General features: G+C 69.0%; 13 protein-coding genes and 3 pseudogenes. 9 read left to right on the forward strand and 7 right to left on the reverse strand.

Annotated features, from left to right (window positions below):
* Positions 1-209: 209 nt before the first annotated feature.
* From CP976_RS44210 to CP976_RS43370, 4 genes and pseudogenes are all read left to right on the forward strand, one after another.
* Complete coding sequence (locus CP976_RS44210; RefSeq protein ID WP_229876575.1) at positions 210-590, forward strand: carboxymuconolactone decarboxylase family protein; 381 nt, start codon at positions 210-212, stop codon at positions 588-590.
* A 209-nt stretch (positions 591-799) separates the two neighbouring features.
* Entirely contained in the window at positions 800-1,762 is a 963-nt protein-coding gene (locus CP976_RS42235; RefSeq protein ID WP_150485084.1) for a quinone oxidoreductase family protein, read from the forward strand.
* A 143-nt stretch (positions 1,763-1,905) separates the two neighbouring features.
* The gene (locus tag CP976_RS42240) at positions 1,906-2,175 is read left to right on the forward strand and encodes a hypothetical protein (protein ID WP_150485085.1); all 270 of its coding nucleotides are present in this window, start codon (positions 1,906-1,908) and stop codon (positions 2,173-2,175) included.
* A 364-nt stretch (positions 2,176-2,539) separates the two neighbouring features.
* Positions 2,540-2,913: pseudogene (locus tag CP976_RS43370) on the forward strand (transposase family protein); the annotation flags it as partial.
* Positions 2,914-3,089: 176 nt separating this feature from the next.
* Here the strand turns inward: CP976_RS43370 and CP976_RS42250 are convergent.
* Positions 3,090-3,848: a hypothetical protein gene (locus CP976_RS42250; protein ID WP_150485086.1), complete on the reverse strand. Its 759-nt coding sequence runs from the start codon at positions 3,846-3,848 to the stop codon at positions 3,090-3,092.
* Positions 3,849-4,457: 609 nt separating this feature from the next.
* On the opposite strand from CP976_RS42250, the gene CP976_RS42255 reads away from it, so the two are divergent.
* Positions 4,458-5,027: a hypothetical protein gene (locus CP976_RS42255; protein ID WP_150485087.1), complete on the forward strand. Its 570-nt coding sequence runs from the start codon at positions 4,458-4,460 to the stop codon at positions 5,025-5,027.
* Between the two features lie 234 nt (positions 5,028-5,261).
* Here the strand turns inward: CP976_RS42255 and trxB are convergent, their stop codons facing one another.
* From trxB to CP976_RS42270, 3 genes are read right to left on the reverse strand one after another with little or no spacing between them, the layout of a single operon-like run.
* A complete protein-coding gene (gene trxB, locus CP976_RS42260; protein ID WP_150485748.1) occupies positions 5,262-6,245 on the reverse strand; it encodes a thioredoxin-disulfide reductase in 984 nt (327 codons plus the stop codon).
* Positions 6,246-6,250: 5 nt separating this feature from the next.
* Complete coding sequence (locus CP976_RS42265) at positions 6,251-6,670, reverse strand: arsenate reductase ArsC (RefSeq protein ID WP_150485088.1); 420 nt, start codon at positions 6,668-6,670, stop codon at positions 6,251-6,253.
* A 46-nt stretch (positions 6,671-6,716) separates the two neighbouring features.
* A complete protein-coding gene (locus CP976_RS42270) occupies positions 6,717-7,352 on the reverse strand; it encodes an arsenate-mycothiol transferase ArsC (protein WP_150485089.1) in 636 nt (211 codons plus the stop codon).
* 90 nt (positions 7,353-7,442) lie between these two features.
* Here CP976_RS42270 and CP976_RS42275 point away from each other — a divergent pair, with 90 nt between their 5' ends.
* Genes CP976_RS42275 through CP976_RS42285 form a run of 3 tightly spaced genes read left to right on the forward strand, consistent with a single transcriptional unit; the run spans position 7,443 to position 9,903 of the window.
* Entirely contained in the window at positions 7,443-7,751 is a 309-nt protein-coding gene (locus CP976_RS42275; RefSeq protein ID WP_150485090.1) for an ArsR/SmtB family transcription factor, read from the forward strand.
* Positions 7,748-8,842, forward strand: coding sequence for an ACR3 family arsenite efflux transporter (gene arsB, locus CP976_RS42280; RefSeq protein WP_150485091.1), 1,095 nt, complete (start codon positions 7,748-7,750; stop codon positions 8,840-8,842). The genes CP976_RS42275 and arsB overlap by 4 nt, the downstream gene beginning before the upstream one ends.
* Positions 8,839-9,903 carry an ArsO family NAD(P)H-dependent flavin-containing monooxygenase gene (locus tag CP976_RS42285; protein ID WP_150485092.1) on the forward strand — a complete coding sequence of 355 codons (1,065 nt, stop codon included), beginning with the start codon at positions 8,839-8,841 and terminating at the stop codon, positions 9,901-9,903. The genes arsB and CP976_RS42285 overlap by 4 nt, the downstream gene beginning before the upstream one ends.
* Before the next feature lie 56 nt (positions 9,904-9,959).
* Here CP976_RS42285 and CP976_RS42290 read toward each other — a convergent pair whose 3' ends face one another.
* Together CP976_RS42290 and CP976_RS44215 are read right to left on the reverse strand one after the other, a co-directional pair.
* Complete coding sequence (locus CP976_RS42290) at positions 9,960-10,775, reverse strand: sulfite exporter TauE/SafE family protein (RefSeq protein WP_150485093.1); 816 nt, start codon at positions 10,773-10,775, stop codon at positions 9,960-9,962.
* A 228-nt stretch (positions 10,776-11,003) separates the two neighbouring features.
* Positions 11,004-11,117: pseudogene (locus tag CP976_RS44215) on the reverse strand (transcriptional regulator); the annotation flags it as partial.
* Between the two features lie 15 nt (positions 11,118-11,132).
* Here CP976_RS44215 and CP976_RS42300 point away from each other — a divergent pair.
* Positions 11,133-11,728: pseudogene (locus tag CP976_RS42300) on the forward strand (MFS transporter); the annotation flags it as partial.
* A gap of 221 nt (positions 11,729-11,949) precedes the next feature.
* Here CP976_RS42300 and CP976_RS42305 read toward each other — a convergent pair.
* Positions 11,950-12,441: a hypothetical protein gene (locus CP976_RS42305; RefSeq protein WP_229876576.1), complete on the reverse strand. Its 492-nt coding sequence runs from the start codon at positions 12,439-12,441 to the stop codon at positions 11,950-11,952.
* Between the last annotated feature and the right edge of the window lie 364 nt (positions 12,442-12,805).

The following is a 12,805-nucleotide window of genomic DNA, read 5'->3' on the forward strand; positions in this document are numbered from 1 at the left end:
CGCGCGGGACCATCTCCGGCCCGTAGGACCAGGTGGCTCGACCGTTTCCGTCCCAGGTGAGTTCGAAGACGCCAGGCGCACGCGGGACACCTTCACTCGAAGGCCGGCCGAAAGGCCTGATTCGAAAATCGAAGCAAGGGGCATCGCATGCCGCGCATCGAACCGCTCACTCCGCCGTACACGGCCCCTGTCGCCCAGGCACTCCGCCGGTGGATGCCCCCCCCGATGTGCCGCATGAGCCGCTCGCGCTGTTCCGCGTCCTGTACCGCAACCCGGAACTGGCCTCGCGCATGTTCGCCCTGGGCGCCGGCCTCCTGGGGCACGGCAGCCTCCTCGACATCGACCGAGAACTCGTCATCGCCCGCGTCACCGCGCGCACCGGCTGTTCCTACGAGTGGGGCGTGCACTCCGCAAGCCTCGCCCGGCAGGCCGGGCTCCGGCCCGAACAGCTTCAGGCAGCGACCGACACCGATCCCGCGGCGAACGTCTCATGGCCGCCCCACCATGCGGCACTGCTCGGCGCGGTCGACGAACTGCACGAGACGGCGCAGCTCTCGCAGGCTGTCTGGGATGCCCTGCGCGTGCACTAGGAGGATGGCCAGCTGCTTGAACTCCTCGTGCCGGCCGGCTGTACCGCACGATCAGCTACCTGGCCAATGGGCTCCTCCTGGAAGAGGAATCCTGGGGCGCCCGCTTCCCCGGGCCGGTGACCGCACTCCGCACATGCTTGGCCGTTGACCAGCGTTGCGGGGCAGCTCTTCGGACGGGCTGGAAACAGTGATCTCGAGGAAGGGTATTCATGCGTGCTATGCGGTTCGGGAGGTTCGGTGGCCCGGAGGTCCTGGAGGAGGCCGATGTGCCGGATCCGTTGGCGGGGCCGGGCGAGACTCTGGTCCAGGTGGAGGCCGCGGGTGTCAATTTCGGCGACATCAAGCAGATCGCGGGAGAGCACACCGACGGACCGTACGCTCCCCAAGGCGCGCTGCCCCGTATTCCCGGCATGGAGGTCGTCGGCAGGACCGAAGCCGGCCGACGAGTCCTCGGGTACGTTCCGCAGGGCGGTTACGCCGCCAAGACGGTTGTCGCCGACCGCCACCTGGTCGCGTTGCCGCCGGAGGTGGGTGCGGGCGAGGCGCTGGCAGTTCTTCTACAGGGGCTGACGGCGTGGCATCTGCTGCGGTCGGTCGCGCGTATCAGGGCCGGTGAGAGCGTGGTGGTCCATGCCGCCGCGGGCGGGACCGGCAGTCTCGCCGTCCAACTGGCCCGGGAGTTCGGGGCAGGACGGATCATCGCCACGGCGTCGTCCGACGAGAAGCGTGCCTTTGCTCTCGAACTCGGCGCGGACGCGGCGATCGACGGCGACGCGGCTGGCTATCGAGAGCGGGTCCTTGACGCCAATCACGGACATCCGGTCGACATTGTCCTGGACGCCATCGGCGGCCCCGTCCTCGACGCCGCCCTGGACACACTCGGATACCTCGGCCGGCTGGTGGCCTACGGCGCCTCGTCCCGGCAGACAGCCTCCGTTATTGCGCCGAGCCGACTGGCGGTGGACAGCATCACTGTCGCCGGCTTCTGGGTCATCCCGCTCATCGCCAGGAACGGTGCCGGCGGTGGGGAGCTGGCGGAGCTGCTCGACCTCACGGCGCGGCGTCGCCTGCGGCCCCTGGTCGGCGCGGAGTACGACCTGGCGCGGGCCCGCGACGCGCACGAGGACCTGCTCGGCCGCCGTACGAAGGGGAAGCTGGTCCTCCTTCCTTGACGACGAACGCCAGTCTTGCCACCGCCTCCTGCCGCTCGGGCGAGACGACCACGTGCCTCACGGGTCTGCTTGATGCTGCGGTGCTGCGGTGCTGCGGTTCTTCGGCTTCTTGGCCATGCCCTTGCTCCGTTCGACGAGACCTGGTGAACAGCGTTGCCTGCGGCGGCAGTCTCGCCACGGACAGAGAGGACGGGCACGTCCTGGGGCTGCCACGTCAGAGGCGCCCTTGGGTCTCGTTCCGGCACAGTTTCTGTGCAGGCCGCATCGGCGGAGCCATCACCGACGGCGCCATCGCCGGGACCGTGGCCTACGACAAGTGGAGCAAGCGCCGTGCCGCCGCCGAGGCCGCGCCCGAGACCACCACGGAGGCGGCCTCCTCGCAACGCCCGCTGGCGCCCGGGCCCGCTCAGTAGAGTCAGGAGTACCGCGGCCCGACTGCCGCGGTACTCCCCGCTTCGCGGGGCCCGCGCCCTCTCCCCGTCCTTCGGGGAGGCGCCTCCTGCCTGCGCTGGCAAGAGCAACACGCCTGGACCTGCCAGCGTGCTCACACAGCGAGGCCCCGCTCATGACCAACACTTTCCGCGCCCACGCCCCTCCGTATGGCGGCCGGCGGACGTGCTGGGTCGAAATCCACCCGGCCTACGAGCACCCCGAACACGGCTCCTGAAAAGACGACTTCGGCAGCGTCCGAGTGGTCGGCATCGACACCGACCTACCGGTGGAGCACCCCCTCACCCCAGTACGCCTCGACGCAGCCACCGCGGTGCAGAGGAGGTCCGGGCAGGTGATGCACCCGCGTTCGAGACAGTGATGTCCCGCATCCGCGTGCTCCGCACTGGTCCGGGCAGGGCCCGGACCCGGCCCCTGGCCGTTCTGGCCGACCGCGCGTGTTCCTCACTCCATCCGTAGCCACCTGCGGCGCCGGGGTATCCGTGCGGTCATCCCGCAGCCGTCGACCAAGTCGGCCACCGCCTGAGGCGAGGCCGACTCGGTGGTCGTCCGCCCCGCTTCGACAGCGAGGTCTACAAGCAGCGGAACACCGTCGAGCGGTGCATCAACCGCCTATGGCGCGGCCTGGCCACACGAACCGACAGCTCGCGATCGCCTACCAGGCCGCACTCCACCTCGCGGGCATCCTCATCTGGACCCGACGCTGCCCAAAGAGACAGAACCTAAAGGGTGTTGCAGAACGACTTCGGAGATCGCCCGGTGAGCTATCCCAGAGATCAACTGGCTGTACCACACGCCGGGAAACGGGACAAGACGGCATCCTTGAACAGTCGGATCATGGTGGGAAATCGACGACCGGAGCCTTCTGCGACACCCTTCAGGTGCCAATGCGGTCCAGGTCATCCAAGCGCATCAGCAGGCCCGTCATCGCGATCGTCATCTGGTAGCTGCTGTCACACCGTGATCCAAGCCGTGATCGAGCGCGTTCTATGCCGCCTGGGCGGCGTGCTTCTTCTTGACCTAGGAGGATGCGGAGAGCCTGCTCTACGTCAGTGAACGGGCGAGCGCCGGTCCATGTCTTCTCAAGTTCCGCCATGCTTTCTCGAACATGTAGATAGTGCCTGGTGGAGAGCCAAGTGAGTCCCAGTTCCTCGACACGTGGCCGAATCTCTTCGTCCAGGGTGCGCCAGAGGAGGACGATATCGCCGCGCCACTCCCGCACGCCGTGGGGTGAGCGCTCCCGTATGCACTCGCTCAGCAGACGCTCATAGTCGTCGTGCACTGTCTGCAACGTGGCGCGCCGCTCGGGGTCGTTCCTGTAGTTCTCAATGGCGCCCTTGTACAGGTGATGTGTCATGCCTATTTGAGCCAGTTTGGGCTTGAGTGCCTCCAAATCCTGGCTTGCGAATCCCTGAAGCACTGCTTCGCGGAAGCGCTGGCGTGTGAGGCGTGCACGTCGCTGCACTGCGCGACGCTGCAGAACCTCAGCCTGGTGAGACCCGAGTCTTCCCAGAAAGATCAGCGCAGAAGGTACACCGAAGAACACGCTCGTCATGCTCGAAAGCAGGTTGGTCAGGAAGCCACGGTCATCCCACCAGCCGCGGCTGTCTCCATAGATGCCAACTACCGCAAGCACGACCCCCAGAGGCAGGCAGACATACGTCGCCCACCTCACTGACAGCGCAGTATCAGCCCAGAACGACCGTAGCCTTCCCCACTGACTCATCCGCCCCCGTCCTCCCCATCGGATGAGGCGACAGTAGTGGCTAGAAGTGCCCACAGTGTGGGCCGGGTCCGCGAACTCCACCACCCCCGGGCCCGGGGCCGGACCGGCACTCCGCCGGACTGATTTCCGCGCCATGGTGCGGCGCGGCGCTCTCTCACCCATTGCGTCAGCGGTTGCTCTTTGCCCTGGAGGCGTTCTGGAGCCTGGCTGCCGAACCCGGAGGGCAACGACCAGCCTGTCCACGGATGACCGCACAGCCCCGTAGTGGGCAGGCCGGTGGCCACAGCACCAGCCGTCCGGGCAGGGGCGATGGTGGGTCCGACGGCCGGAAGCCGGGTTCCGTGCGCCCTGGTGCTTGTGAACCGCGGTCGCGCTTCCAGTGCCCCCCTCACGGGCGGTTTGGCATCTGGAGCGGGCCAAGGCATCTCGAAGGACTGTGAGACTCGGATGGTTGCGGGGGGATGACCTGCCCATCGGGGCGGGAACCGTCGCATGCCTTCCGCCGACCAAGGGAGAAGCATGGCGAACGAGCTGAAGTACGGCGATCAGGTCCACCTGCAGAACGGCTACAGCAGCTGGACGGGTGGCTACCTGGATACTAACGGCCACAGCAGCGACGGCGGGGCGAAGTACGCGGTGTCGACGGCGGACTCGCCCACGCGGGGAGCAGGCACCGGAACCTGGCAGATCCTCTCCGCCACTGGCAAAGCCGTTGGTGCCAACGTGATCAGCGGGGACCTGGTCTACCTGCGGAACCTCTACGGCGGTGACGGCGGCTACCTCGACACCAACGGGCACGCGACCGCCGACCAGAAGAACAGCGGCGGCAAGTACAACGTCTCGACGTCCAAAGACCAGGACCGCGCCCCCGGTACCGGCCGCTGGCGCCTTTTCGCCCAGGCGTCCAGCCCCGGTGACCAGCATGTCCGGCCCGGCGACGTGATCCACCTGTGGAACACCTACGGCGACAACGGCGGCTTCCTGGAAACGAACGGAGGCGGACCCGCCGGCGGCAAGTACGACGTGTGCACCAACGCCTACTACAACCGGGCCCAGAACGTCGGCGACTGGAAACTCCACCGCGCGTAACCCGGCCCCCGGCGTCGCCCACCACCGTGGCCCATCCGATGCCTGCGAAGGCCACGCCGAACCCGCCCTGGTCCTCAAGGGCCAGGGCGGGTTCGCCCCCTTCGGACGGGACGCACCGCTGTGGGGTGAGACTACGACTGACCTCATGGCGTTCGGGACCACGGGCCCGGCGGCTGCATAACAACGCAGATCTGCGAGCTCGGCTCACAGTGGCGGGCCCGCGGCGCGGTTCGGTCAGGCCGGGACCGCTGCCGGCTCCTGTTCGGCCTGGGCGGTTTTGCGGGATGCGAGGTAGCGCTCGGCGTCCAGGGCTGCGGCCGCTCCGGTGCCGGCGGCGGTGATGGCCTGGCGGTAGGTGTGGTCGACGACGTCGCCGGCGGCGAAGACACCGGGCAGGCTGGTGCGCGTCGACGGGGAGGCGACGCTGATGTAACCATCGCCATCCAGGTCGAGCTGGCTCTTGAACAGTTCGGTGCGTGGGTCGTGGCCGATGGCGATGAACAGCCCGGTCACGTCCAGGTCGCGGGTGGCGCCGGTGAAGACGTCGCGCAGGACGACGCCGCTCAGCATGCCGTTCGTCTCCTTGATCTCGGTGATCTCGCTGTCGAAGGCGAAGGAGATCTTGTCGTCTGCGAAGGCCCGGTCCTGCATGACCTTCGAGGCGCGCAGGGTGGAGCGGCGGTGGACGACGGTGACCGACCTGGCGAAGCGGGTGAGGAAAGTGGCTTCTTCCATGGCGGTGTCACCGCCGCCGACCACGACGATGTCGCGGTCACGGAAGAAGAACCCGTCACAGGTCGCGCACCACGAGACTCCCCGCCCGGACAGTTGCTCTTCCTTGGGCAGGCCGAGCTTGCGGTAGCCGGAGCCGGTCGCGATGATCACCGTCTTGGCGCGGTGGACGGTGCCGGCGGAGTCGGTGAGGAGCTCGATGTCGCCGGTCGGGTCGACGGAGACGATGTCGTCGTCGATCATCTCGGCGCCGAACCTCTCGGCTTGGGCGCGCATGTTCTCCATCAGGGCGGGGCCGTCGACCCCTTGGGGGAAGCCGGGAAAGTTCTCGACTTCGGTCGTGGTCGTGAGTGATCCGCCGACGAAGATGGAGCTGCCGAACAGCAGGGGCTTCAGCTGGGCGCGGGCGGTGTAGAGGGCGGCGGTGTACCCGGCGGGGCCGGAGCCGATGATGATGACCTCGCGCTCCTGGTCGGGCTGCGGCACGGAGCTCACGCCTCCTGCTTGGCGTCGATCTCGGCGATCAGGGCCTCGATGCGGGTCTTGATCTCGTCGCGGATGGGGCGGACGCCTTCGACGCCCTTGCCGGCCGGGTCCTCCAGGGCCCAGTCGAGGTACTTCTTGCCGGGGAAGACGGGGCAGGCGTCGCCGCAGCCCATGGTGATGACGTAGTCGGAGGCCTGGACGGCCTCGGTGGTGAGGATCTTCGGCTTGGCTCCGGCGATGTCGATGCCGGCTTCCTTCATGGCCTCGACGGCGGAGGGGTTGACCTGGTCGCCGGGGACGGAGCCGGCGGAGCGGACCTCGATCCGGTCGCCCGCGAGGTGGTTGAGGAAACCTGCGGCCATCTGTGAGCGGCCGGCGTTGTGGACGCAGACGAACAGCACGGAGGCGAGCGGGCTGGAGGACATCGGTTCTTCCTTCGTCATCGGTATGTGCGGTGGTGCGGGGTGCGGTTCAGGTGCTCGGCAGGGAGGCGAGCAGTTCGGTGATGTGGGCGTCGATCTCGTCGCGGATGCCACGGACGACGGCGAGCGGGGCGCCCTCGGGGTCGGTGACCGGCCAGTCGAGGTAGCGGCGGCCCGGCAGGACGGGGCAGGCGTCCCCGCATCCCATGGTGATGACGATGTCGGCGGCTTGGACGACCTCGTCGGTCAGCGGCTTGGGGAACGCGTCGGTGAGGTCCACCCCGGCCTCGGTGAGGACCTGTGTGACGGCCGGCTCGACCTCGGCGGCCGGGAGTGTGCCCGCGGACGAGACGACCACGTGTCCGCCCGCGCGGTGTGCGAGCAGGGCGGCGGCCATCTGCGAGCGGCCGGCGTTGTGGCTGAACACGAACAGCACTCGTGGCAGACCGCAGCCAGGTGCCCCGTTGACATGCGCGAGCGCGTCCAGCCGCTCGGCGGCCAGGTGTTCGGCCAGCACGACCAGGTGGGTATGGATGCGGGCGTGCTCGGCGAGGCGCTCGTAGGAGTCGGTGACCAGACGCTGGATGGTCTCCGGGGAGAAGCGCCCGCGGTAGAGCAGGGCGAGGCGGGCGATGCCGGAGGCGAGGCGCTCATCGGGCAGGACAGGAGGCGGGGAGGCGGTCACGGGAACCCCCTTCGGGGCGGAGGGATGCGGGTCCCAGGTGTCATCAGCCCCGGCTGGTATCAGCTCGGAGTGATGTGAGAGTATCAGCCCATGATGACGTCAGTCGACACTGATCTGATCCGGGTGCTGGCCGACCCGCTCAGGCTCCGGATCGTGACCCTGCTCGCCGAAGAGACGCTGTGCACCACCCACCTCGTGGAGGAGACCGGTGCCCGGCAGACCAACCTCTCCAACCACCTGAGAGTGCTGCGCGAGGCCGGAGTCGTCGAGACGGAGCCCTGCGGCCGGTACACGTACTACAAGGTCAAGCCCGATGTCATCGCCCAGCTCGCCGGCCAGTTCGCCGACCTGGCCGAGTCCGCTCGCAATGCCGCCGACAACAAGAGGGCCTGTCCGTGACCCGCACTGAAGCACCCGCGACCACCGAGGAATCGGTCGTCGCGAAGCTGTCGACGCTCGACCGTTTCCTCGCCGTGTGGATCCTCGCCGCGATGGCCCTCGGGCTCGGCCTGGGCCGCGCCATCCCCGGTCTGAACGACGCCCTCGCCAAGGTCGAGATCGGCGGCATCTCCCTGCCGATCGCCGTCGGCCTGCTGATCATGATGTACCCGGTCCTGGCCAAGGTCCGCTACGACAAGCTCGACCGCGTGACCAGCGACCGCAAGCTGCTGATCTCCTCGCTGGTCATCAACTGGATCGTCGGCCCGGCGGTCATGTTCGCACTCGCCTGGATCTTCCTGCCGGACCTGCCCGAGTACCGCACCGGCCTGATCATCGTCGGACTCGCCCGCTGCATCGCCATGGTCATCATCTGGAACGACCTCGCCTGCGGCGACCGCGAGGCCGCCGCCGTCCTCGTCGCGCTGAACTCGGTTTTCCAGGTCCTCGCGTTCGGCCTGCTGGGCTGGTTCTACCTCGACCTGCTGCCGCGCTGGATGAACCTCGGCGACGGCCAGGGCCTGGACGTGTCCGTCTGGCACATCGCGCTGAACGTCATCATCTTCCTCGGCATCCCACTGCTGGCCGGTTTCCTGACCCGCCGCATCGGCGAGCAGAAGATGGGCCGCGCCGACTACGAGGCGACGTTCCTGCCGAAGATCGGCCCGTGGGCGCTGTACGGGCTGCTGTTCACGATCGTCATCCTCTTCGCCCTGCAGGGCAAGACCATCACCTCGCAGCCGCTGGACGTCGCCCGGATCGCGCTGCCGCTGCTGGTCTACTTCGCGATCATGTTCTTCGGCACCTTCCTCCTCGGCAAGGGCCTCGGCCTCGCCTACGACCGCACCGCCACCCTCGCGTTCACCGCGGCGGGCAACAACTTCGAGCTGGCCATCGCGGTCGCCATCGCCACCTTCGGCGTCACCTCCGGCCAGGCCCTGTCCGGCGTCGTCGGACCGCTCATCGAAGTCCCGGTCCTGATCGGCCTGGTCTACGTCGCACTCGCCTGGCGGAGGAAGTTCGCCGCCGGCGCGGTGACGACGGCCCCGTGACGCAGCACACGGATGTGGTGGTGGTCGGCGGCGGCCAGGCAGGGCTCGCCGCCGGCTACCACCTGCGCCGCCAGCGCCTGGACTACGTGATCCTGGACGCCGGTACGGCGCCGGGCGGGTCCTGGCGGCATATGTGGGACTCGCTGCACCTGTTCTCGCCGGCCGCCTACTCCTCGCTGCCCGGGCGGCTCATGCCCGCTCAGGCAGGCGAGACCTACCCGGACGCCGGGCACGTGGTCGACTACCTGACCGACTACGAGAAGCGCTATGACCTGCCCGTCCAGCACGGCACCCGTGTGGAGGCCGTACGCTGCGACGCAGGCCGGCTCCTCGTCGAGGGCGACTCCGGCACCTGGCGGGCCCGCGCGGTCATCAGCGCCACCGGCAGCTGGTCGCGGCCCTTCCTGCCCGCCGTCCCCGGTCTGAGCGTCTTCGCCGGCCGGCAGTTGCATACCGTGAACTACCGCTGTCCGGCCGATTTCGCCGGCCAGCGCGTCGTCGTGGTCGGCGGCGGGAACTCCGGCGCCCAGATCGCCGCCGACCTCGCCCTGGACGGACGGGTGGAGGTGACGTGGGTGACCCAGCGGCCGCCGCGCTTCCTGCCGGACGACATCGACGGCCGCGCCTTGTTCGACGTCGCCACCGCCCGCCGCCGTGCCCTTGATGCAGGCCGCAGTGACACCGGCGGGGTGGCTTCGCTCGGCGACATCGTCGCCGTAACCCCGGTTCGCGCCGCCCGTGATGCCGGACTCCTGAAGGCGAAGCCGATGTTCTCCCGGCTCACTGCCGACGGCGCACGGTGGACCGACGGCAGCCACACCGGCGCGGACGCGGTCATCTGGTGCACCGGCTTCCGTCCGGCACTGGCACACCTCGCCCCGCTGAACGTGCGCGGCCCGCGTGGGCACATCCCCACCGATGGCACCCGCGCCCTGGCCGAGCCGCGGCTGCACCTGCTCGGCTACGGCGACTGGACCGGACCGGCCTCAGCCACGCTCATCGGTGTCGGCCGCCCGGCCCGCAACGCCGCAGCGCAGATCGCAGAGTTGCTGAGCAACTGAGTGTGCGCTCTCACACCTTCCTGCCCGCGGATCACCAGCTTGTCGCCTCGGCAACATCAGGGGTGGCGGAAGAGCTTGATGGCAGAGACGAGCAGGATCACGGCCAGCAGGGGGATGAGGACCAGGTCCGGGAACACGCCTAGGAGCAGCCCGCCCAGTACTGCGCCGACTGTGGAGCCTGCGGCCATGACCAGGGTGAAGCGGAGGTTGGCGCCGAGGACGGCGAAGCTGCCGTCGCGGCTGTAGCGGGCGAACGCGACCAGCATGGTCGGCAGGGAGACCAGCAGGGAGAGACTTCCGGCGATCTTGATGTCCTGGCCGAACAGCAGAACGATCGTCGGGATCAGCAGCTCACCTCCGGCCACACCCATGATCGCGGCGACCACGCCGATGCCGAACCCGGCGACGACGCCACCGGGCACTTGGGCCCCCAGCGGCAGGGCGAGCGCATCCACGGGGGTGGTGTGGGTGACTACCAGGGCGGCCGCCATGAGCACCATCAGCGCCGCCAGCACCTTGTAGAGGGTGGAGCTGCGCATGCGCAACGCCCAGCTCGCTCCGGCCCAGGCACCGAGCAGGCTGCCGGCCAGCAGGTTGACCGCGACCGGCCACCGTGCGGCTACCTCGGCGGCCGGGACCGCGGCCAGCCGGGCGGGCAGTGCAACCAGTACCACGACCAGGCTCATCGCCTTGTTCAGGATGATGGCCGAGAGCACCGCGAACCCGAACAGGCTGATCAGCAGGGGCAGGCGAAACTCCGCCCCGCCCAGCCCGATCATCCCGCCCAGCGCCCCGATGGCTCCTCCCGCGCCGAACACCACGGACCCCGGATGCGTAGCGCGCAGCGGAACATGGCTCTGATCAGTGGTCATGGCGGGCATCTTCGCTGGCGGCCGCCCCCGCCCGCTACAGTGCGACCTTCCCTTCGGGCGAAGGCACCGCAGGTCCGCTCAGGATTCGTCCAGACCTCCGAGCACCGGCATGCTCGCATGCTCACCGGGCGGGCTGCATTCAGTCGATCTCTGGGCTGCGGCGCTCGACGAGGAGGCCGTCGCGCCAGATGCCGCGACGGCGTCCCACTTCCGTCCGTCTGCCGGTCGTCAGGCCGCGGTGGGCAGTGTCAACAGCTTGCCCATCGCGGCGAGCACCGACGGCTCGACCCGGTAGTACACCCAGGTGCCGCGCCGCTCGGAGGTGAGAAGCCCGGCCTCCTTCCCGAAGGCGCCGAAGGCGTCGGGCGCAGCCGGCCGTTCCTACTGCTCGCCGCCGCCTTCACCCTGTCCGGCTTCGCGATGTACGCCGTCGTCGTCGCCCTCGTCCCCCTTCTCCTGGAACGCGGGTACACCACCAGCCAGGCCGCCTGGGCCCTCGGCCTCGGTGGCGCCGGACAGACCCTCGGCCGCACCTGTACGCCGCCCTCGCCCGCCGAACCGAAGCGGCGACGCGGACGACGGTCCTCATCGCGCTCGGTGGCCTCACCACCGCCGCCTTCGCCGCAGCCCCCGGCCCGTACGCCCTGCTCATCACCGTGTCGATCGTGGCCGGCATGGTCCGCGGCAACCTCACCCTGCTCCAGGCCACCGCCATCACCGACCGCTGGGGCACGGCCCACTACGGCCGCCTCTCCGGACTGCTCGCCGCACCCGCCCACACAGCGGCAGCGCTCGCGCCGTTCGCCGGCGCCGCCCTGGCCGTGCCCCTCGGCGGCTACGGACCGCTGTTCTTCCTCCTGGCCGCCGTCTCCGTGGCCGCCGCGCTCATTGCACCGTGGACAGCCACCGACGCCGTACGCCCGATCCGGACGACGGCCCCTGACCACAACTGATCAGTCCGCAGAGTAACCGCAGAGCAACATCAGCGGCGTTTGCCAACAAGCGTGCTGATTTGCCAACTGTGCTGCGGCGTCACACCCCACTGGACCGGCGCGATCAAATGACCGCGCCCACTCGACCACGGCGGGAATAGCGACGTGGCCGAGCCGCTGCGAAGCGCCTGAGGACACTGATCAGAGGGGACTGGGCTCCTGGCTGTCTGGATCACGGCGCATTAGATCCGGGCGGCTGTCAGCAAGGGCGAAGGCCCGGATGAGCCTTCCACCAAGGCCTGCTCGATGCGGTAGAGCCGTGCTCGCTCGTCCCACTGAAGTAGATGGTCCGCGCCGGCCGGGCCGACGTGGCGCTGCACCGCTTTGACGCTCGTCAGGGACCCGCCGATCTTCGTCCGGGGTATCGGGGCCGTCGGGTGATCGGCGAAGTGCTGCTGGACCTCGTCATAGGTGGCCGTGCCGCCCATCTCCACGATGCGACGCAACACCGCCCGGGCTCTGGGCATCAGGGATGCGATCATCTGGAACAGAAGCCGGTCCGTCCAGCCGTCCCCGAGGTCGTCCTCGCTCAGGTCTTCCGGGCCGGGCCGGGGCTCGGTCGCCGGTGCGTCCGGCCAGTCGGCCGGAACATCGGGGCGGAGCCCGTAGGCCGCCTGCACCGCGGCGATCGCCTGCTCGTAGCTGTCGGTCTCGGTATCGATGGTCAGCCGCACGCCCCGCCCCTTCCTGATCGCCGCGGCCATCCTGCCCCACCAGCAGCCCGCCCTTCTCGCCGCGTTGGCGATCGGACCGTGTCAGGCCATCTGGTTCGGTTCCTCGTCCAGGGCGTGCGCAGCCCGCGTCCATCTGGACTGAACTGGCCGGGTTCTCAGGCGGCCAGGACGTTCCGTAATTCCCGTACGGCGTGTTCGTGGTGTGCTCGCTGGGGATCGCTTCGTGCAGGTCCTTGGCGCGGCTGCGTACCAGGCCGGGGCGATTGCCATCCGGGTGCGGCGCATGTCTGAACACGTCGGTGGCCGGAACGAGTTCCGTCTGCGGCGGAGAAGAAGTGGAACCGATGCAGCTGTGCGGACACTT

This window comes from Streptomyces coeruleorubidus (assembly GCF_008705135.1).
Lineage (GTDB): Bacteria > Actinomycetota > Actinomycetes > Streptomycetales > Streptomycetaceae > Streptomyces > Streptomyces coeruleofuscus.

Excerpts from the sequence above, each read along its gene's own strand:
- CP976_RS42265 (WP_150485088.1), bottom strand. The coding sequence starts at position 6,670 with ATGTCCTCCAGCCCGCTCGCCTCCGTGCTGTTCGTCTGCGTCCACAAC.
- CP976_RS42235 (WP_150485084.1), top strand. The coding sequence starts at position 800 with ATGCGTGCTATGCGGTTCGGGAGGTTCGGTGGCCCGGAGGTCCTGGAG.
- CP976_RS42275 (WP_150485090.1), top strand. The coding sequence starts at position 7,443 with ATGATGACGTCAGTCGACACTGATCTGATCCGGGTGCTGGCCGACCCG.
- CP976_RS42290 (WP_150485093.1), bottom strand. The coding sequence starts at position 10,775 with ATGACCACTGATCAGAGCCATGTTCCGCTGCGCGCTACGCATCCGGGG.
- CP976_RS42255 (WP_150485087.1), top strand. The coding sequence starts at position 4,458 with ATGGCGAACGAGCTGAAGTACGGCGATCAGGTCCACCTGCAGAACGGC.